The sequence below is a fragment of the Sandaracinaceae bacterium genome, from assembly GCA_016706685.1.
Lineage (GTDB): Bacteria > Myxococcota_A > Polyangia > Polyangiales > Houyiibacteriaceae > JADJJE01.
On record JADJJE010000024.1, the window covers coordinates 63,400 to 82,620 of the forward strand.

Consider the following 19,221-nt stretch of genomic DNA (forward strand, 5'->3'; position numbering starts at 1 on the left):
GAACTCGTTCTTTGCACCACCCCCGCCGCTCGCGTAGGATCGCGCCGGTGAGCCGACAGTGCCCTACCTGCGCAGAGGTCTTCGACGACGAGAGCTTCTTCTGCGGACACGATGGGACGATCACCATCCAGGTCCAGCCGGAGAACGACAAGGACCCGCGCCTCGGCTCCCAGCTCGGTGACTACATCGTGGTCGCCCGTGTCGCCGACGGCGGGATGGGCCGCGTGTACGAGGGGCGCCACCCCCAGACGCGGCAGCGCATGGCCATCAAAGTCCTGCACCCCGAGATCGCGGCCGACAACGTGGCGGTCGAGCGCTTCAAACGCGAGTACGAGACGGCGGCCGAGCTGCGGCACCCGCACGTGGTCAGCGTGCACGAGTTCGGCTCCACGCCCGAGGGCTCGTACTTCATGACCATGGAGTACCTATACGGCGAAGAGCTCGGCGCAGCGATTCGGCGCGACGGCGCGCAGCCGATGCCACGCGTGGTGCAGACCCTCTGCCAGACGGCGCTGGCGCTCGATCACGCGCACTCGTTCGGCGTGGTGCACCGTGACCTCAAGCCGGACAACATCTTTCTGTGCAAGCGAGACGCGGGCGATGACGTGCGCGTGCTCGACTTCGGCTCCGTGAAGCTCCAGATGGAGACGGGGCCCAAGCTCACGGCGTTCGGCACCACGCTCGGCTCGCCCTACTACATGTCGCCCGAGCAAGCGATGGGGAAGTCGGACGTCGACCAGCGCACGGACGTGTTCGCCATCGCCGCCATGCTGCACGAGATGCTCACCGGCAAAGTGGCCTTCGACGGCGAGAACGTGGCGGCCATCTTGATGAAGATCATCAAGGGCGAGCCCACGCCTGCCAGCATGCTCAACCCGGACGTCCCCGCCGCAGTGGACGCCGTCATCGAGAAGGGTGTCGCCAAAGACAAGGCGCAGCGTTACGGAAGCGTCTCGGCGCTCGCGGACGCCACGCTCGCGGCGCTGGGCCTGCACGGGAACACCAAGGAGTGGGCCGACAAGAGCGTGGCCGAGATCGAGCACGCGCTGGCCAACGCAGAGCCCCCGCCACCGCCCGCGTACGGTGCCCCCGTGGACGACCCGCTCGGGCACTCCGTGATGTCGATGAACCCGCGCGAGAGCCAGGTGGATGCGTTGCCGCAGTCTTCCGCGCTCAAGTGGGTGGCGCTGGGGGTCGGTGCCTTCGTGCTGCTGTCCGTAGTGGCCGCCGGCGCCTGGTTCGCGCTCGGCTAGAGCGTGCTCACGGGTCGCACGCCGCTCAGGGGTTGGCGGCCACCCAGCTGGTGCCTTCGAGCCTCAGCACCTGCGTGGGGCTCTGCGGTGTGCGTGCGCTGCTGAAGCCGTTGGACGAGCCTGCCGTGCGCGGATCGCGGAAGCCCGCGAGCGCGGCGGCCATGGTCTCGCGTGTGGTGCTCCCGGCCTCCACGCGCGACTGCACCATGGAGATGGCGTCGAAGGCGTAGGCTGCCAGCGTGGTGGGCGGCTGCCCGTAGCGCGTCACGAACGCGTCGCGGAACTGCTCCGCGGCGGGCGGCAGCGGCCCGCTCGGGTCGAACGGCCGCGCGGCGCGGGCGCCCTGCAGGTAGCGCCCGCTGGTGCGGGTCAGGGTGGCGTCGAAGGCCAGACTCGGCAGCAACAGCGAGATGGCGCGCCTCCCGCTCGGCGCCGCTTGGCCCGGGCCCACGCTGATCAGCCCCACCGCCGCCAGGGCAGGTGCCAGCAGCGCGACCGCGCTGGACCCGTCGCCCAGGACCACGATGTCGGGCCGCTGGCTGGCGGTCAGGCGCACCACGTCCCCGAATGCGGTGGTGCCCGGCGCGTACTCACTGGCACCCACCAGCTCGCCGCCGAGCGCTGCGACCTCGGCTGTCACGGCGTCACGGATGGCGCGCCCGTACCCGTGCCCCGCGTGCACCACGGCCACGCGTCGCGTCGTTCCGGAGATGGCGCTGCGCAGCAGCTCGCGCACCTCCTCGCGTGCCGACGGCATGATGCGGAAGATGTTGCGGCCGCGGGTCTCGAGGTCGCCCGTGGGGCTCAACGTGATCATGGGCACCCCCAACGCCTCGGCGCGCGCGGCAGCCAGCGCGGCGGCCTCGGAGCCAATCGGTCCCACGATGGCGATCACGCGGTGCAGCGTGACCAGCTCGTCGACGGCAGCGACCGCCGTGGCGGGGTCGTCCCCAATGTCGCGGTGGATGATCTGGAAGTCGTTGGCGTTGAGCGGCCCCGTCGGCGGGGAGCCCGCCGCCAGCGCCATCCCGCGCAGCGCCGCCTGACCCGCTTCTTGGCCGCGACCACTGAGCGGCAGGAGCGCACCGATGACGCGCGGATCGGCCGTGCCCGTGCGCTCCGCGCGCATGGCCATGGTGGCTAGATCGGACTCCAGCGTCTCCCCCGCCTCCGTGAGGGCACGCGCCAGCGTGCGGACCCGCGCCAGGTCGCCACCTTCGAAGGCGGCCCGCATGCCCGCGCGCGCCAGGATGGGCCAGGCCACGCCGCGGTGCGGCAGCCGCTCGTACAGCCGTGCGGCGATCTCGGGGCTCAGCGACCCCCCCAGGATCTCCCGCAGCCGCGTCTCGGCCTCGCGCCTGTCTTCCTCCGGCACGTCCTCCGCCACGAGCGCGTCGAGCGTCATGATGGCGCGCTCGGCGTCGTTGGTGGCCAGCGCGGAGGCGGCCAGCGTGCGCAGCAGGAGCGCCGTCTCTTCGGGGTCCACGGTGCGCCCACGCAGCGGCTCCAGGATGGCGATGGCGGCCGCGTGCTCGCCCATCAAGTGACGCGTGACTCCCATGTAGAAGCGGCCTCGCTCTGCGACGGCGACGTCGGTGTGCCGCGCCACTTCTTCGAAGAGGGGCATGGCCTCGGCGTTCTGGCCCTGCGCGAGCCGCAGGCGGCCGAGCCCCAGCTGCGCGATGGGCCGGAGCGCGTCGTCCGGGTACGTGGCCAGGTACGACTCGTAGCGCTGCACAGCCTCCTCGGCGCGGCCCGCGTCGGCGGCTTCACGCGCGGCGCGCACCTCTTCTTCCGCGGCCCGGTTCTCCGTGGTGACCAGGGGCAGCGTGGTGTCCGGCCCGCTGTGCCGTGGGCAGCCCACCAGCGCCACCACCAGCAGCGGCATCAGCAGCGCGCGGCCGAGCGCGCCGAGCAGCTTGCTGAACGTGGGCACGAGCGCCTCTGGCGCGACCTCTAGCGGGGCGGGAAACACCAGGACATGCATGCACGAACTGGTGCCATCCGACCACTGCTCACGCAACTTTCTCGCGCCTGCCCGTGCCCGGCGCCGAAGGCTGCGGCGTCAATCGCGGATGGCGCGCACCAGCAGGCTCGCGAACGACGCCACCTGCGGCGCGTCCGGCTGCGCTTCGAAGCGCTGCGCGGAGCCGGCACAAGCGCTGACCAGCAGCCCGCCGCCCTCGCGCGCGTGGGTGCGCAGGCGCTCCTTGGCGATGGCGTCCGAGGTGGCTCGGTCGGTGCGTGGCAGCTGCCCGCCGCCGCCGCTGCACTCGGCACGCTCGCCGGAGTGGTGGAACTCGCTGAGCTGCCGCCCGAGCACCTTGCGCAGCACCCGCCGGGGCTCCTCGTAGACGCCGAGCCCGCGCCCCAGCTTGCACGGGTCGTGGTAGCGCACGGGACCATCGGGCAAATCGGCGATGGGCTCGATGCGCGCCAGGTGACGGTCGGCGAGCTGCGTCAGGTGCGTCATGCGCACGTCGCTGTGCAGCCCCATGCGCTTGGCGCTGACCGAGAGCGCGTACAGGCAGCCGGGGTCCTCGAAGACGACCTCCTGAGCGCCCTCGAGGCGCGCGAGCGTGCGGGTGGCTGCCGAGAGGAAGCCATCGCGGTCGCCGGCCTCGAGCAGCGGCAGGCCACAGCAGCCCGCTGCCTCCACGCGCGTCCCGAGGCCGGTCAACTTGCGCACGGCCTCCTCGCCGGCGAGCGCATCTTCGGGGCGCCTCACGCAGGCGGTGCAGCCCGGGAAGAACACGATGGGCGCGTCGGTTCGAGTGAGCTTGTCGCCGAAGATGGCCTCAGCAGCGCTCTTGGCCCGCTCTTGCCTGGCCTGGTGTGCCTCGATGACGGCATAGGCAGCCGCGGGAGCCACACGCGCACGTACGGCCTCGGCCCGCCCGGCGTTGAGCGCATCGGCCACCTCGGTGTCGTGGTCGCAGTAGGACTTACAGCGCTGGCAACCCGTGCACGCATACAGCGACGCCGCGTGGTCCTCGTCGAGCGGGAGCTGCCCCTTCGCGAGGTGGTGCAGCGTGGTCATCTTGCCCCACGGTGTGGTGGTCTCGCTGGCCTGCGCCGTGCTGACCGGGCAGGCCACACGGCAGAGCTTGGGGCAGAAGCTGCAGAACGTGTGCTCCCGCTCGTGCGCGGCGACCAAGGGCAGGGAGTGCGTCATGAGCCGAGACAGTAGCAGCCTGCCGTCAGCGCGTGATCATGAACGTGACGCGCTGACGCAGCGAGGACGTGACGGCGGGCATGGGCTGGGCGCGCACGAGCGGCCCCACGCAGGTCTGCAGTGAGGCGGGCGTGGTGCCCACGGCCGACCACTCGCCCGTTGGGTTGACCACCAGCACGAGTCGAATGCTGTCCACCGCGGGCTCGGCCTGCGCCATGCACGCGCGGATGGCGGGCAGGGCAGGCGCCAGTGCCTCCTGCACGACCGCGGGTGTGAGGTGAGTCAGCGTCGGCGGGCTCTGCGGTGCCGAGGCCCGGATAGCACTCGCGCTGAGGTTGGCTTCCACTTCGGCGGCCGCGACGGCGCGGGCCTCGGCCTCTTCGATGTCGCGTGCACGGCGCTCCGAGGCGGCGAGCGCGGCGTGACGCTCGAGCAAGTGCTGGGCCCGCAGGCGCAGGCTGGTGCCGCTCTGCTCGTCGTGCGCCACCTCCTCCAGCACGGGCATGGTAGCGGTCGGGTCCAGCTCGCACGCCGCGTTCATGGCGGCCTCGAGGGCCAGGCTCATGCCCTGGGCGGCCGCGTCGGCGTGATAGAGGCGCAGGAACGCGAGCAGCGGCGGCACCACTTCGGGCGTGCCGAGCGTGCCCAGCGCCTGCACGATGCTCTGCAGCGCGTCGTCCGGCGTGGCGGGGTCGGCGAGGTGCCGCAGCAGCAAGGGGACGGCCTCGGTGGCCTCCATGCCCGCCGCGGCCTGGGCCAGGGGCCCCACGGCGGGGACCGCTGTGCCGCTCACGAAGTCGCCGTGCTGGCCGAGGGCGGCCACGATGGCAGAGCGGCCCTCACTGCGATCGCTCAGCGCGGCGCACGCCTCTTCGCGGACGCTGCGTGTGGCCGTGGTGCTCTCGCAGATGGCCAGCAGGCTGGTGGTGGGGCCGTCGCCCGGGAGCGACGCGAGGGCCCGCAGCGCAAAGACGCTGGCCGGGGCCATGCGAGTGTCGGCGTCGGTGACGATGGCGGCGAGCTGCTCCGCGACGGGCACATTGGCCGCGCCCGCGTCGCTGAGGTCCAGGCGCAGCGCGTGGAAGCGCACGAGGGTGGCCGCGTGGTGGCCCTCCAGCTGGCGCCGCACCGCGCCGTCGTGCGCGTCCAGCGTTGTGATGCCGCCGCTGACGTCCGCGAGCAGAAGGCCACCCGGCACGGGCTCGGCGCCGGCCAGATCCTGCGGGCTCTCGTAGGCCCAGCGCACCGCGCCCGTGGCCGCGTCCAGCGCGAACACCACGCGGTGGAACAGGGCGTAGAGTGTGTCGTCGGTCAGGCGCACGTCTTCGCCCGTGCCCGAAGGCCGGAAAGCCAGCCGCACGCGGTGCACGGCAGAGCCGGTGGTGGGTGGCGCTTGATACGGGTCGAGCATGAAGCCGGGACGGCCCGGCAGGTCCACGCGCGGCGGGGCATAGTGCGCGGCCTCGGCGGCAGTGCCGCTGGCGATGGTGGGGGTCAAGCGGAACAGGTCGCGCTGGCCCACGTAGACGTGGCCACCCTTCGCGAAGGCATGCCCCAAGACGGTCCCGCGCACGCGCACGCGCGCCACCTCCTCGGTGGTGGTGGGATCCAGGAACGAGAGGTACTGGCTGCCCCACGGGACCAACACCATCCCGCCCGCCACCTCGGGGCTGCCCATGGCGTGGGTGGCCGACATGCGGTGGGCGATCTCGGCGCCCCGCACGATGACGAGCTGCGAGTGGGCTCCGGCACCCGGGCTGCTGGAGAGCGTGAACGCGCCCAAGTGGCCCTCGCCCGCGGCACCCACCAGCCACATGCCTCCGTCCGAGAAGGAGAAGCGCTGGGCGCCGGTGCGCACGTCACGCCCGATGATGCGCTCGCCCTCGTGCGAGACGATGACGTCGCCGGCGAGGTGCGGCCACGAGCGCGGGTCCGCGGCCTGACTCCACAGCTGGTTGCCCGTCTCGAGGTCCACCACGAAGAGCTCACTGGGGCTGCCGCCCACCCCGTAGGCCACCGCGTGATCCCGGGCAGGCGGTGCTGCAGCCAACCGCGCGAGCGCCGCTTCGATGCGGGCGGGTTGGTTGTCCGGCGCGGCGATGCCGAATGTGTCGTAGTGGATGGACTGAGCGCAGCCGGCGCTGGTCAGCGCGAGGGCCGCGAGGAGAGCAGCAGAGGAATTCATTTGGCGCTCCATGGGGCTAGTCCACGATCCGGAGTGAGGCGTCGAGGGCGGCCTGCCGAACGCGGGCGTCGCGGCCGGTGGCAGGGATGGAGTCCGCGAGCTGCTCGAGGAAGTACTTCACCTCGCTGGTGCCCAGCTCCTGCAGCTGCGCGATGAGGTCCAGCTTGCGGCGCTCGGAGACGTCTTCGCGCGCCAGGATCTCGGTGAGTGCCGGGGACATGACGTCGAAGGGCAGGCGCCCGAGGTAGCCGGTCAGCCGGGGGATCTCGGTGTCTTGGACGATGCTGGCCAGGGCCGGCGCCGCCTCGTACAGCTGGCGGTCGAGCGCGCGAAAGAGCGGGTCGACGGCGTCGCGATCACGGAGCGCACCCAGCGCCACGGCCGCAGCGGCGCGCACCATGGGTGCAGGGTCACCGAGGCGCCCGCGCACGGCGTCTGCTGCGCCCGCGGGCCTACAAGCCTGGAGCGCGCGGATGGCGGCCACGCGCACGTCCGGGTGGCGGTGTGCCACGCCTACCTCGATCAGCACCGGGCCCGCGCTCGCGTGGTGCAGCACGCCGAGTGTCTCCACGAAGGGCACCACGAGCGCGCGCGGCAGCCCACGTCGGATGCGGTTGGCGATGGCTTCCACGGCGTCGGCCGAGCCCACCTGCACGAGCTCCATCAGAGCCTCTTCGAGCGCCGCGGGGTCACTGCCAGCCAGCTTCTGGCGCGTGGCGTCCGTGACGACTGCCGGTGCTGCGGCCGACGCAGGGCGAGGGCGCGCGCGATGGCGTACACGCTGTGCTTGCGCCTCCGTGGGCTGCGCCATGGGCACCCATCCGAAGCCCGCGAGCGCGCTCAGCGAGAGGCTGCCCGCGAGGGTCCAGCCGAGGGTCCGAGCGCTCCCGGCGGCGGACCGAAGACTGACTGGTTTAGAAAAGCGATGTTCTGCCACAGATACCCCCAAGGCCTACAAGGTACGCCATGTACGTCGCCGCGCAAGCTTTCCTGCCTGGTTGGACGGGCTGGCGCTGGAACACGCTTGTTGTCATACCGCCCCCCATGCCTCGCTCTCCCCACGGCCGGCACCTTCGGCGCACGGTCTTGCACCGTGTGGGGGCTGCACTGTCCACGCTCCTCGCGTTGGGGCTTGGTGTGGCTCGTGGCGCGGCCGACGAGCCCACCGCTGCCGATCGTCTCCTGGCCGTGACGAGCGCAGATGCCATGGACTATGCCGCCGCCGCGCGTGGGTGACGCGGCGCTGGCGGCAATGCTCGCCGACGAAGCGGCGAGCGTGGAGCTGCGCCTCGCCGTGGTTCGTGCGGCCCCGTTTGCGCGGGCTCCCGAGAACCTGCTCGCGCCGATCGTGGAGCTGGCGCACGGCACGGACCCGGCGCTAGCCCCCGCCGCGCTCACGAGCGCGTTCCAGATCGCCCAGGGGCTCGAATTCAGTCTCCTCGAGCAACGCGAGGCCGACCCCGAGCTGCTGAACGTGCCCGTGGAGCGGCTGCGTGCCCTGGGGGAAGATGACGAAGCGCGCGCAGACCTTCGCCAGCTGGCTCTCCACACCGCCGCGCGGCTGGTGGCCCTGCAGCGCGACGTCACGGAGTGACGAGGAGTCGCCGGCTCAGCTCTCGATGTTCTCGCGAAGCTCGGCCAGGGTGCGGGCGGTCTCGCGCAGGGTGTCTTCCGCGACCTTGAGGCTGGTCTGGGCGACGCGCAGCCCCTGGCTGGCCCACAGGCGTCCGACCTCGGCGAGGTTGCCGGCGACGCCGCGCAGGTGCTCTTCGATTTCCTCGATCTGCTCGTGCTGGCCGCGGGAGAAGTCGAGGGTGCTGGGTGCTGGACGGTTGAACATGGGGATCTCCTGGTGAGTGACGAAGGGAACGGATCAGGGTTGATTCAGCGCTTGGTCTTGCCGTCCACGCGCTGCTTGATGCTGTCGATGGTCTCGGCCGTCATGGACAGGCTCTTGGCGGAGGTCTCGAGGACCTGCTTGCCCATGCTCAGGCCCTGGCTGGCCCACAGCTTGGTGACGTCGAGCAAGGTGTTCGCGGCCTTCTGAATCTGGGGGACGATGACGGGCTCGTAGGTGGTCTTGGTCTGGTTCATGGCGGTCTCTGCTTTCTGAGCCCCACGGGGCTCGTGATCGGGTTGCGGACGCAACGGTGCCTCGGCCCTCGCATGGCGGGGCGTGTCAGGGTTGGCGACGCGGATGGTGAGGGCGCTCAGCTGCTGGGCTGAGGCACTGCTTCGGGGCTGACGATGGCGCTGCGCCCCGGCTCGGTGAAGAGCACCAAGAAAGCCTGCGCGCCGGCCGCCATGGCCCGGCCGGTGACCGCGCACTGCGCGGCGTGGGCGAGGACCATGGGCGTGAAGCCGACGGCCCCCTCGAGCGGGGGACGCGAGCCCGCGGCCGGGGGCGGCGGGGGAGGCACCTCGGACGTGGCGCGCTGACGAAGCGACTGGCGCTGGTTGCGCAGCAGCTCGGCCACGACGTGGAGCTCGCCTTCGGCGCGTGTGCCCACGGAGTCCACGGCGTCGAGTGCGTCCTCGAGCAGCGCGCGCACCACGTTGGACACGGGCATGCGCCACGACGTGGCCAGCCGCTTCAGCTCGGACTCGAGCACCGCCGGGACACGCGTGTGGAGCACACGCTCCTTACGGCCGGGCCGCGTGCCACCGGGGCTGGTGGTCTCGTCCGAGTCATCCTCGACGTGGTCCTCGGTCTCGGGTTCGTCAGGGGTGGTCGAGTCGTTCACGTTCATGACTCCCTATTTGTAACACGCTGCGTGACACACGCAAGGGGCTGTGTTGATTTTGTATCACGTTTCTTGTGCGTAATAAAATCATATAGATAGCGACATTTACGAGAAAACACATCCTTTGTTTGAGTAGAATGTGACACAACGTGTCTGCGCCAGCTCCCGTGGCTAAGGCATTTTCCTTGCCGGTCACGTCATCATGAGGCAAGTCGGCAGCGTGAATCCGCCGCCGCGCAGTCCCCGTTCGTTCAAGCTCCTGGCCATCTGTCTCGCGGTGGCTGCGCTGCTCACCGTCATGGACCTCGGCTCGAAGAGCTGGGCACTCGAGACACTCTCGGCAGAGAGCTTCGTCCCGGCGGGGGAGGTCTGCGAGCCGGACGAAGACGGGTACATCCGCAACCAGCGTCGTCGTCGCGCGCCGGTAGTCCTCATCGATGGTGTGCTCGAGTTCAGCTACGCGGAGAACTGCGGCGCCGCGTTCGGCTTCCTGCGCGACTTCCCGTTCCGCCGCCTCATCTTCTTCCCTGCGGCGCTCTTCGCGGTGGTGCTGCTCCCGGTGTTGATGATGCGCGGGCAGGGCGGGCGGCTGTTCGTCTACAGCGTGCCCTTCATCATCGCGGGCGCGCTCGGCAGCCTGCAGGGACGGGTGATGCGTCGCGTCGGGGTGGACTTCATCCGCTTCTACGTGCGCGATGGCTGGGCGTTCCTGAGCCCGGGCTGGGAGTACCCGACCTTCAACGTGGCCGACATCCACATCACCGTGGGCGTCGTGCTCATCCTGCTGGACGGCTTCGCCGAGGGCCGCCGCGAGCGCGCTCGGCTGCTGGAAGCCGGCAGCGTGGTCACGCCAGCCGCGGCTGCGGAGGAGTCGGACGAGACCAACGCCGACTCCGAGGAAGACGCCCAGCAGCTCCCGGCCAGCTCGCCCAGCGAAGGCTGACGCGGCGCTCCTGGCGCTCGGTTGAAGGCCACGTTGTCGTGAGCGTGGACCTAGTCGGCTGTCGACTCGTCACAAGTTCGCTCTCGCGGGCGCGAAGGCGGCGGGCACGAAAGTGCTACAAAGACAAGGGCAATTGGCACCCCGGGTTGAAACCCGGGGCAGCATCCCGGGCCTCGGCAGGAGCGGAAGTCCAGCCCCTAGCGGGCCCGGACTAGGCCGGGTCAAGCAGGAGAACTGTTGAGTTCCAAGCTGGGAACGATGCGGAATTCGAGGCGCATGCCAGCCTCGAATCACGCAGTCCGCGCCCGGCAGGGGGCGGACTTCCGCTGTTCATCCAAGCCCGGGATGCTGCCCCGGACTTCAGTCCGGGGTGCCAATGTCCCTAGAAACATGGCCGATTCTACGTGCCAGAGCCTGCCAAAACTTGTGATGAGTCGGTAGCCGTCGCCGTCCGACAACGCCCAGGACAACGATCACGAAACGGAGTCGGCTTCTCTCGCCAGGTCCGCCTCTGGGGCGCTCATCAGCCGCACCGCGCGGGCGCGTAGCCGGGGCCACATCGCCGCGCAGAACGCCACGATGCCCACGCCGATCCACTGCGACGTGGTGAACCAGCCGAAGTCGCCGCGGTCGTCGGCTCGGAAGAACTCGAGCGTGAAGCGCAGCGCTGCGTAGAGCATGAGGAAGACCAGCATGACCTGGCCGTCGAAGCGCTTGCGCGGGCGCAGCCAGAGCATGCAGAAGGCCGCGATGCCCAGGCACCCGATGGCCTCGAACAGCTGGGCGGGGACCACCGGCAGCGAGGGCAGGTTCACGGACTCGAGCAGGCCGTGCTCGTGCTGCTCGCGCGAAGCCGAGGACCCCGGCGGGAACACCACCGCGAAGGCGCTGCTGCTCTCGATGCCGAAGCAGCAGCCGCCCAAGAAGCAGCCCATGCGGCCGAAGAACAGCCCCACGGGGATGACCATGCCGGCGATGTCCACGCCCTTGAGCACGGGGAACTTGTCGTGCTTGAGGAACCAGATGCCGAAGGCGCTCGCCGCGAGGAGACCGCCGTAGTAGGCGAGGCCCCCTTGCCAGAATTTGGCCCAGGCGAAGCAGTCCCGCTCGAGGGGCGCGCAGCCGCCCAACTCCGCATTCCAGCGCCAGCCCTCGATCGCCAGGCACTCGGCTTCGGGCATGGGCCAGGCGACAGCTCCCGGATCCACGCACATGTTCACGTACTGGAGGAAGTAGCCGTCCGCCAGCACGTGGAGCACACGCGCGCCGAGCACGCCCATGATGAGCGAGAAGAGCCCCAGGTCGATGAAGGTGTCGGCGTCGTGCCCGTTGCGCTTCGCCACGCGCGCACCCAGGAAGGTGGCCGCCGCGAAGCCCACCATCAGCAGGGTGAAGTAGGCGGGAACGGGGTAGTCGAAGACCGTGAAGAGCGTGGGGTACATCAGCGGATCGCGAGGTGGAGGGCGACACCGTCGACGTCGCACTCGACCTTAGCGTCTCCCGGCTCCACCTGCCCAGCCACGAAGCGCGTGGCCAGGGTCTCACGCGCGATCCCCTCGGCGTGCTCGGCCAGCGCCTGCCCGAGATCCGCATCGTCGGTGCTGTAGGTCACGTCGATGCGCGCGTCATAGGCCAGGTCGCGATCCTTGCGCACGCGCTGGATGCGGTTGACCACCTCGCGGGCCAGGCCCTCGCGGCGCAGCGCGTCCGTGATCTGCGTGTCGATCAGCACCACGTGGCCACCACCCGATGCGGCCGCGAAGCCCTCCTTGGCGCGAAGGCGCACTTCGAGCTCGCTCGCTTCGAGGGTCACGGCCTCCCCATCGAGATCAATCGTGATGCTGCCGTCGCGCTCGAGCTTCGCGTGCAGCTCCGAGCCGTTGGCCTTCTGCAGCACCGCCTTGCACGCCGGGACGCGCTTCCCCAGCTTGGGCCCCAGCACGCGGAAGTTGGGCTGCAGCTCGAACTCCACGTACTTGGCGGGCTCTTGCGTGAAGTGCAGGGCCTTCACGTTCAGCTCCTCGCGCACGTCAGCGGCAAAGCGGTCGATGCGGGCGCGCTCGGCGTTGTCGGCCACCACCACGATGGCCTCGGCCAGCGGCTGGCGCACCTTCAGCTTGGCGTCGTTGCGCACGCGCGAGCCCAGGTTGACCACGTTGCGCACGGCGTCCACCGAGGCGCGCAGCTCGTCATCGGCGCGCTCGGCCTGGGGCTCCGGGAAAGCCGCCAAGTGCACGGACGCGGGGTGGCCCGCACGCGCGCTGCTGAGGTTGCGGTAGATCTCCTCGGCGATGAAGGGCGTGAAAGGCGCCACCAGCTTGGTGAGGTCCAGCAGCACTTCGTAGAGGGTGGCGAACGCGCTCAGCTTGTCGGACGGGTCCTCGCCCTCCGGGGCCCAGAAGCGGTCGCGGCTGCGGCGCACGTACCAGTTGCTCAGCGCGTCCACGAAGCTCTGCAAGTGGCGCACGGCCAGGTGGCTCTTGTAAGCGTCCAGCTCGGCGCGCACCTTGCCCACGGTGGAGTCCAGCTCCGCCAGGATGTAGCGGTCCAGCTCGGCGCGCTGCGCGATGGGCGGAGCGCTACCGGGCTCGAACGCGTCGATGTTCGCGTAGGTCACGAAGAAGCTGTAGACGTTCCAGATCTTGAGCAGGAACTCGCGCACCGCGTCGGTGGCGGCCTGGTCGAAGAAGCGCGTGTTCTGGCCCGGGACGGTGGCCGAGTAGAGCGCCCAGCGCACCGCGTCCCCGCCCACGCGGTCCATGAGCACCATGGGGTCCGTGTAGTTCTTCAGGCTCTTGCTGTACTTCTTGCCGTGCTCGTCGGTGAGCAGGCCCAGCACCACGCAGTTGCGGAAGGGGTGGGGCGTGGCCTTCTCGGGGAAGAGCAGCGTGCTGATGGTCATCAGCGAGTAGAACCAGCCGCGCGTCTGGTCCACGGCCTCGGTGATGAAGTCGGCCGGGAAGGTGCGCTCGAACTCCGCCTGGTTGTGGTGCGGGTAGCCCAGCTGCGCGAAGGGCATGCAGCCGCTGTCGAACCAGCAGTCGATCACCTCGGGCACGCGGCGGTAGGTGCCGGGCTCGCCGGGCTTCTGCCACGTCACCTGATCGATCCACGGCTTGTGCACCATGAGGTGCTCCTGCAACGTGGGGTCGGCCTCGCGGGCGGCAGCGAAGTGGTCGAACGCGCGGGGGTTCTTGGCCAGGATGGCGTCCACCGAGGCGCCGCACTCCATGGCGCCGGTCTCATCGTTGATCCAGACGGGCAGGGGCGTGCCCCAGAAGCGCTCGCGCGAGAGCGCCCAGTCCACGTTGCCGGCCAGGAACTGACCGAAGCGCCCGTCCTTGATGTGGCTCGGCTCCCAGTTCACCTGCTGGTTGTTGTCCTGCACGCGGTGGATCTCCTGCGTGGTGCGGATGAACCAGCCTCGGCGCGCGTACTGGATGAGCGGGTCACTCATCTTGCGCCAGCAGAAGGGGTAGTCGTGGCGGTAGACCTCTTGCTTGAAGAGCAGGCCGCGCCCCTTGAGGTTGCGGATGATGTCCTTGTCGGCTTCCTTGCAGAAGCGCCCCGCGAAGTCGGTGACCTCGGGTGGGAAGGTGCCATCGGGCTTCAGCAACTGCAGGAAGCCCATGCCCAGCTCTTGGCACACGCGGTAGTCGTCTTCGCCAAACGCTGGCGCGAGGTGGACCAAACCTGATCCGCTCTCGAGCGACACGAAGTCGGCCGCCACCACCTCGTGCGCGCGGCCGCCCTCGGGCGTCGCATACGAGAACGGCGACACGTAGCTCAGCCCCACCAGGTCGGCGCCCTTGTGACGCGCCACCACGGAGTGCGCAGCGTCGCCCAGCACCTTCGGCACCAGCGCCTCTGCCAGGATCAGGCGCTCCAGATGCTCGCCTTCGCCGGTCTCCACCGTGACGTAGTCGAGGCGCGCGCCCACCGCGAGGGCCACGTTGCTGGGCAGGGTCCAGGGCGTGGTCGTCCAGGCCAGGAACGAGGTCTTCTCCTGCCCCACCACACCGAAGCGCACCATCACGGAGGGGTCATCGACGGCCAGGTAGCCCTGACCCACCTCGCCCGCCGACAGCGCGGTGCCACCCTGCGGCCACCACCAGACCACCTTGTAGCCCTGGTAGAGCAAGCCTTGCTCGAAGAGCTGCGAGAGGGCCCACCAGACGCTCTCCACGTAGGTCTTGTGGAACGTCACGTAGGCGCCGTCGAGGTCCACCCAAAAGCCGATGCGGCGCGTCATGCGGCGCCACTCCTCGATGTAGCGGAACACCGAGTCGATGCACTGGCGGCTGAAGGCCTCGACGCCGTAGGCCTCGATGGCGTCGCGGCCGCTGATGCCCAGCGCCTTCTCGACCTCGACCTCCACCGGGAGACCGTGGGTGTCCCAGCCCGCGCGGCGCGGCACGTAGTACCCGCACATGGAGCGGTAGCGCAGGAACACGTCCTTCATGACGCGCGTGAGCACGTGCCCGGCGTGCGGCATGCCGTTGGCCGTGGGGGGGCCCTCATAGAACACGAAGGGCTCGCGCGTGTCTTCGCCGGGGGGCGCCGCGAGCGTCTTCTCGAAGATCTGCTCGCGCTCCCAGAACGCCAGCAGCTCTTCGTCGAGCTCGGGGAATTTCACGCTTGGACTGACGGGACGGAACGCCATGATGGCGCGGTGTACCATCGTGGGGCGGGGTTTCAAAGGCGCAGGATCAGCCGCGCCCCGCGCGCGCTTCAGACCCGCCGCTCAGCTGCGTCCACCGTGTTGCTGAGCAGCATGGCGATGGTCATGGGGCCCACGCCGCCGGGCACGGGCGTGATGGCGCCGGCGCGGGGCAGGGCGCTCTCGTAGTCCACGTCGCCCACCAGCGTTCCGTCGGCCAGGCGGTTGATGCCCACGTCGATGACCGTGGCCCCCGGCTTGATCCAGTCACCCTTGATGAGCTTGGGCACGCCCACGGCGGCGATCACGATGTCGCACTCGGCCACCCGGGCGGCGAGGTCCAGGGTGCGCGAGTGCGCCATGGTAACCGTGGCGTGCTCGGCCAGCAGCATGAGCGCGATGGGCTTGCCCACCAGCGTGCTGCGGCCCACCACGATGGCGCGCTTGCCCTTCAAGTCCGTGCCGATGCTGGCCAGCATGCGCATGCAGCCGCTGGGGGTGCAGGGGCGCAGGCCCGGGCGGCCCACCACCAAGAGGCCCGCGTTCACGGGGTGCAGGCCGTCCACGTCCTTGGCCGGGTCGATGGCGTCCACCACGGTCTGGTCGTCCAGGTGCTTGGGGAGGGGCAGCTGCACCAGGATGCCGTCGATGCCGGGCGCGCCGTTCAGCTCGGCCACCTTGGCCAGCAGGTCTTCCATCCGGGTGTCCGCGGGCATGCGGTGGATCTCACCCGCGATGCCGCACTGGGCCGCCGCCTTCTCCTTGTTGCGCACGTAGACGTGGCTGGCCGGGTCGTCGCCCACCAGCACCACGTGCAGGCCAGGCTTCCGCCCGTGCTTCGCCAAGAAGGCCTCCGCGCGGAGCTTCACCTCGCCCCGAACCGTCTGTGCCAGCGCCTTACCGTCGATGATCGTCGCTTGTTCCGCCATGATGCGACGGAGGTAGCAGCCGCACGCAAGCTAGGGAAGTGCCAAACGCGCCGCGGTGGTCCGCATCATGTAAAGATGATGGCTCACCACACATCATCTAAACGTTATCCTCAGGTCAGCTGTTCGATCAGCCGGTCGAGCTCGGCGTAGCTGCCGTAGGCGATGCGCACCTCGCCCTTGCCGCCCGGGCCGTCTTCCACCGTGACGATGGACCCGAGCGCGTGCGACAGGCGCCGCTCCAGGTCGCGCAGGTTGGCGGACTTCTCCTTGCTGGGCTTCTGCGTGGACTCGGGCTTGGTGCCACTGGCCGCCGCGCGCGCCAGCTTCTCGAGGTCGCGCACGCTCATGCGCTTGGCCACCGCCGCGCGCGCCAGCTTCTTCATGGTGCCCGCGTCGGGGGCGGTGAGCAGGGCGCGGCCGTGGCCTTCGCTCAGCTGCGCGCTGTCGATCAAGTCCAGCACCGCCTCCGGCAGCTTGAGCAGGCGCAGCGCGTTGGTGACCGTGACGCGGTTCTTGCCCACGCGGTCCGCCACGTCCTGCTGCGAGTGGCCGAACTCGTCGATCAGGCGCTGGAAGGCGCGCGCTGTCTCGAGGGGGTTGAGGTCCTCGCGCTGGAGGTTCTCCACGAGCGCCGCCTCGAAGGCCACGGCGTCGCTCAGCTCGCGCACGTGAATGGGCAGCTCCATCACACCGGCACGTTGGGCCGCACGCCAGCGCCGCTCGCCCGCGATGATCTCGTAGCCACCGGCCGCGCGCTTGCGCACCAGGATGGGCTCGAGCACGCCATGCGCCGCGATGCTGTCGGCCAGCTCTTGCAGGGCGTCGTCGTCGAAGTGCCGGCGCGGCTGGTCCCGGTTGGGGTGCAGCTGCTCGATCATGGCCGTGGCGCCGCCAGGCTTGGGGGCCGCGCTGGGCGCGCTGGGCAGCAGGCCGTCGAGCCCTCGTCCGAGTCTACGCGTTGCCATGAGTCAGGCCGCCTGGACGGGCAGGGCGTCGAGGATCTCGCGCGCCAGGTTGAGGTACTGGAAGCTGCCGCGCGACGCCGCGTCGTACAAGATGACGGGCTTGCCGTGCGAGGGGGCCTCGGCCAAGCGGATGTTGCGCGGGATGATGGTGTCGTACACGTGGAAGTGCTTGCGCACCTCGGCCGCCACGTCGTTGGCCAGGTTGTTGCGCGGGTCGAACATGGTGAGCACCACGCCGTGGATGGCCAGCGCGGGGTTGAGGCCGTTCTGCACGCGCTCGATGGTGTTGGTGAGCTGCGACAGCCCCTCGAGGGCGTAGTACTCGCACTGCAGCGGGACCACCACGAGGTCAGCCGCCGTGAGCGCGTTGATGGTGAGCGTGCCCAGCGAAGGAGGGCAGTCCACCAGGATGAAGTCGTACTGCATGCGGATGGACGCGATGGCGTCGCGGAAGCGCGTGGCCCAATCGTCATCCCCGAAAAGCTCGCGCTCGGCGGCGGCCAGGTCTGGCGTGCTCGGGATGACGTGCAAGTGCGGCAGCTCGGTCTCGAGCACGGCGTCTTCCACGGCCACCTCACCCAACAGCACCTGATAGCTGCTGCGCACGACGGTGCCGGGCGCGCAGCCCACGCCGGTGGACGCGTTGCCCTGGGGGTCCAGGTCGATGAGCAGGACCCGCTGCTCGGCCACGGCGAGCGATGCGCCCAAATTGACGGCGGTCGTGGTCTTACCCACGCCCCCCTTCTGATTTGCAATGGCAACGACGCGACCCATGTGGCGTGTGCTGTACCAGCGTCGCACCGAAGGTTCAACGCAACTCCGCCCCAGGCCCGTGTGAGTGCTTGAAAGTGACGGAAAAAGTGAACCCGACGAGGGGCGACTCGTCGGGCTCGGTTGTCTCTCGCAGGGCGATGCTCGAGGCAACCTGGTGGTCCCTGCCGAAGGGATGCGGAGCAACAGGGACCGAGCCGAGTGCTGCGCGGGCGTGCGCGGCGGCTCGGCTCTTTCATGGCACGAGGGTGTGACAGCCCCGGAGGCGGTCAGCTCCAGTCGAAGTTCAGCTCGCTCTTGCTGTCGTCGTAGAGCGAGTCGTCCTCGCCCGGGTTGAACGTCGCCTCGGCGTAGAGATCATCCAGTGACCAGCCAATCTTCTGGCCGGGACGGATCTCCTCGCGCTCGAACTCAGCCATCGAACTGTAGGACTTGGGGCCGCCGAACTTCATTTGGGGGTGCTCCTCACACAGGGTGCCGTAGGAGCGTGTGGTCCGCATGACCACTTTGTCCTACATATGAGTACACCCTCTCACAGTGTGCGTGGAGCGCCAAAATTTCAGCGCGATCTTTGTCTCTCCAAGGCCTCGGCGCTCGCGGCGGCATCCAGCTCGGCGGTGAGTGCATGCCAGCGGAACGGGCTCATGAGCTGCCCCAAGTAGCCTTGCGGAAAGGCCGTGTCCCCATGGAAGCCGACATCGGCGGGCTGGTGCACGCGGTCGCTGGGCAGGTGCCGCGTGCCGAACACGATGTCCCAGAAGATGATGTTGGCGCCGTAGTTCGTGTTGGCGTCTGCGATGGTGCGGCTGTGATGCCAGCGGTGCAGCTCGGCCATGCTGAATACCCAATTGAGCGGGCCCAGGCGCAGGTCCACGTTGGCGTGCTGAAAGAGGCCGTGCACCGCGGTGAACGTGGCCATGAGCGCCACCACCATGGGCGGGCAGCCCAGCACCAGGAGCGGCACCATGGTGACCGTGTACGAGATGATGCTGTCGAGCGGATGAAAGCGCGCGGCGTTCACCCACCAGAGGCGCGGTGCGCTGTGGTGCGTGACGTGAAAGCGCCAGAACCAGAGCTTCTCGTGGCACAGGCGGTGCCATCCATACTGGCCCAGCTCCCCGATGATGGCGGCCAGCGCGACCTGCAGCACGAGCGGGATGCCCACTGGCCACAGCCCACGTCCCAGCTGCTCGGCAAGCAACACCGCAGCTGCGCCGAACACGGTCGCGAGCCCCAACTCCACGAACGGCGAGGGCAGGAGCTGTGAGAAGACGATGTGCTTGATGTCTGTGGGGAGGTCGCCATAGGACTTGGCCCACAGCGGCGTACGCGGCTGAATACGCTCGGCGACGGCGACGGCCAGTGTACCGAGGGCGATGCCGGAGAAGGTGGCGAGCCCGGCGTGATAGCCCGCTGCATAGAGCGCGTAGGTCAGCGACACGGACCCGAAACAGCTCACGGGGAAGATGGCGTACGCAAACACCCGGCGTGGCCAGGAGGAGTCCGCTAACCCCGTCAGCGGCGGGTCGATGGGTGCAGCAGGAAATGGCGAGGGGGTGACGTCGTTCAGCATCGGAGCCCTTCGTGACAGGAGGC

General features: G+C 69.6%; 17 protein-coding genes. 3 read left to right on the top strand and 14 right to left on the bottom strand.

From position 1 onward, the window contains the following. Positions 1-47: 47 nt before the first annotated feature. Entirely contained in the window at positions 48-1,253 is a 1,206-nt protein-coding gene (locus tag IPI43_24820) for a serine/threonine protein kinase (GenBank protein MBK7777310.1), read from the top strand. Positions 1,254-1,278: 25 nt separating this feature from the next. On the opposite strand, the gene IPI43_24825 is transcribed toward IPI43_24820, so the two are convergent. From IPI43_24825 to IPI43_24840, 4 genes are all read right to left on the bottom strand, one after another. Beyond that, positions 1,279-3,228, bottom strand: a complete 1,950-nt coding sequence (locus tag IPI43_24825) for an ABC transporter substrate-binding protein (GenBank protein ID MBK7777311.1) — start codon at positions 3,226-3,228, stop codon at positions 1,279-1,281. 90 nt (positions 3,229-3,318) lie between these two features. Next, the gene (locus IPI43_24830; GenBank protein MBK7777312.1) at positions 3,319-4,428 is read right to left on the bottom strand and encodes a (Fe-S)-binding protein; all 1,110 of its coding nucleotides are present in this window, start codon (positions 4,426-4,428) and stop codon (positions 3,319-3,321) included. Positions 4,429-4,453: 25 nt separating this feature from the next. Continuing rightward, on the bottom strand, positions 4,454-6,613 hold the full coding sequence (locus IPI43_24835; GenBank protein ID MBK7777313.1) for a PQQ-binding-like beta-propeller repeat protein: 2,160 nt from the start codon (positions 6,611-6,613) through the stop codon (positions 4,454-4,456). A gap of 16 nt (positions 6,614-6,629) precedes the next feature. Next, entirely contained in the window at positions 6,630-7,424 is a 795-nt protein-coding gene (locus IPI43_24840; protein ID MBK7777314.1) for a HEAT repeat domain-containing protein, read from the bottom strand. Positions 7,425-7,826: 402 nt separating this feature from the next. Here IPI43_24840 and IPI43_24845 point away from each other — a divergent pair, with 402 nt between their 5' ends. Next, positions 7,827-8,207, top strand: a complete 381-nt coding sequence (locus IPI43_24845) for a hypothetical protein (GenBank protein MBK7777315.1) — start codon at positions 7,827-7,829, stop codon at positions 8,205-8,207. 15 nt (positions 8,208-8,222) lie between these two features. Here IPI43_24845 and IPI43_24850 read toward each other — a convergent pair whose 3' ends face one another. From IPI43_24850 to IPI43_24860, 3 genes are all read right to left on the bottom strand, one after another. Beyond that, the gene (locus IPI43_24850; GenBank protein ID MBK7777316.1) at positions 8,223-8,453 is read right to left on the bottom strand and encodes a hypothetical protein; all 231 of its coding nucleotides are present in this window, start codon (positions 8,451-8,453) and stop codon (positions 8,223-8,225) included. A 44-nt stretch (positions 8,454-8,497) separates the two neighbouring features. Further along, positions 8,498-8,707: a hypothetical protein gene (locus IPI43_24855; GenBank protein ID MBK7777317.1), complete on the bottom strand. Its 210-nt coding sequence runs from the start codon at positions 8,705-8,707 to the stop codon at positions 8,498-8,500. A gap of 116 nt (positions 8,708-8,823) precedes the next feature. Then, complete coding sequence (locus tag IPI43_24860) at positions 8,824-9,357, bottom strand: hypothetical protein (protein ID MBK7777318.1); 534 nt, start codon at positions 9,355-9,357, stop codon at positions 8,824-8,826. A gap of 202 nt (positions 9,358-9,559) precedes the next feature. Here IPI43_24860 and IPI43_24865 point away from each other — a divergent pair, with 202 nt between their 5' ends. Continuing rightward, positions 9,560-10,300 (top strand): signal peptidase II, encoded by a 741-nt coding sequence (locus IPI43_24865; protein ID MBK7777319.1) that lies wholly within the window; start codon positions 9,560-9,562, stop codon positions 10,298-10,300. 473 nt (positions 10,301-10,773) lie between these two features. On the opposite strand, the gene IPI43_24870 is transcribed toward IPI43_24865, so the two are convergent. The 7 genes from IPI43_24870 to IPI43_24900 form a co-directional block, all read right to left on the bottom strand. Further along, on the bottom strand, positions 10,774-11,742 hold the full coding sequence (locus IPI43_24870) for a prolipoprotein diacylglyceryl transferase (GenBank protein ID MBK7777320.1): 969 nt from the start codon (positions 11,740-11,742) through the stop codon (positions 10,774-10,776). After that, a complete protein-coding gene (locus IPI43_24875) occupies positions 11,742-14,936 on the bottom strand; it encodes an isoleucine--tRNA ligase (protein MBK7777321.1) in 3,195 nt (1,064 codons plus the stop codon). The genes IPI43_24870 and IPI43_24875 overlap by 1 nt, the downstream gene beginning before the upstream one ends. A 95-nt stretch (positions 14,937-15,031) precedes the next feature. Further along, complete coding sequence (folD, locus tag IPI43_24880) at positions 15,032-15,889, bottom strand: bifunctional methylenetetrahydrofolate dehydrogenase/methenyltetrahydrofolate cyclohydrolase FolD (protein ID MBK7777322.1); 858 nt, start codon at positions 15,887-15,889, stop codon at positions 15,032-15,034. Between the two features lie 110 nt (positions 15,890-15,999). After that, positions 16,000-16,854, bottom strand: a complete 855-nt coding sequence (locus tag IPI43_24885) for a ParB/RepB/Spo0J family partition protein (GenBank protein ID MBK7777323.1) — start codon at positions 16,852-16,854, stop codon at positions 16,000-16,002. Positions 16,855-16,857: 3 nt separating this feature from the next. After that, a complete protein-coding gene (locus tag IPI43_24890; GenBank protein ID MBK7777324.1) occupies positions 16,858-17,628 on the bottom strand; it encodes a ParA family protein in 771 nt (256 codons plus the stop codon). A gap of 266 nt (positions 17,629-17,894) precedes the next feature. Beyond that, positions 17,895-18,125 carry a hypothetical protein gene (locus IPI43_24895; protein ID MBK7777325.1) on the bottom strand — a complete coding sequence of 77 codons (231 nt, stop codon included), beginning with the start codon at positions 18,123-18,125 and terminating at the stop codon, positions 17,895-17,897. A 59-nt stretch (positions 18,126-18,184) separates the two neighbouring features. Then, positions 18,185-19,198 (bottom strand): sterol desaturase family protein, encoded by a 1,014-nt coding sequence (locus IPI43_24900; GenBank protein MBK7777326.1) that lies wholly within the window; start codon positions 19,196-19,198, stop codon positions 18,185-18,187. Between the last annotated feature and the right edge of the window lie 23 nt (positions 19,199-19,221).

Excerpts from the sequence above, each read along its gene's own strand:
- IPI43_24840 (MBK7777314.1), bottom strand. The coding sequence starts at position 7,424 with ATGGCGCAGCCCACGGAGGCGCAAGCACAGCGTGTACGCCATCGCGCG.
- IPI43_24885 (MBK7777323.1), bottom strand. The coding sequence starts at position 16,854 with ATGGCAACGCGTAGACTCGGACGAGGGCTCGACGGCCTGCTGCCCAGC.
- IPI43_24835 (MBK7777313.1), bottom strand. The coding sequence starts at position 6,613 with ATGAATTCCTCTGCTGCTCTCCTCGCGGCCCTCGCGCTGACCAGCGCC.
- IPI43_24855 (MBK7777317.1), bottom strand. The coding sequence starts at position 8,707 with ATGAACCAGACCAAGACCACCTACGAGCCCGTCATCGTCCCCCAGATT.
- IPI43_24865 (MBK7777319.1), top strand. The coding sequence starts at position 9,560 with ATGAGGCAAGTCGGCAGCGTGAATCCGCCGCCGCGCAGTCCCCGTTCG.
- IPI43_24900 (MBK7777326.1), bottom strand. The coding sequence starts at position 19,198 with ATGCTGAACGACGTCACCCCCTCGCCATTTCCTGCTGCACCCATCGAC.
- IPI43_24850 (MBK7777316.1), bottom strand. The coding sequence starts at position 8,453 with ATGTTCAACCGTCCAGCACCCAGCACCCTCGACTTCTCCCGCGGCCAG.
- folD (MBK7777322.1), bottom strand. The coding sequence starts at position 15,889 with ATGGCGGAACAAGCGACGATCATCGACGGTAAGGCGCTGGCACAGACG.
- IPI43_24890 (MBK7777324.1), bottom strand. The coding sequence starts at position 17,628 with ATGGGTCGCGTCGTTGCCATTGCAAATCAGAAGGGGGGCGTGGGTAAG.
- IPI43_24870 (MBK7777320.1), bottom strand. The coding sequence starts at position 11,742 with ATGTACCCCACGCTCTTCACGGTCTTCGACTACCCCGTTCCCGCCTAC.
- IPI43_24830 (MBK7777312.1), bottom strand. The coding sequence starts at position 4,428 with ATGACGCACTCCCTGCCCTTGGTCGCCGCGCACGAGCGGGAGCACACG.
- IPI43_24845 (MBK7777315.1), top strand. The coding sequence starts at position 7,827 with ATGCCGCCGCCGCGCGTGGGTGACGCGGCGCTGGCGGCAATGCTCGCC.
- IPI43_24895 (MBK7777325.1), bottom strand. The coding sequence starts at position 18,125 with ATGCGGACCACACGCTCCTACGGCACCCTGTGTGAGGAGCACCCCCAA.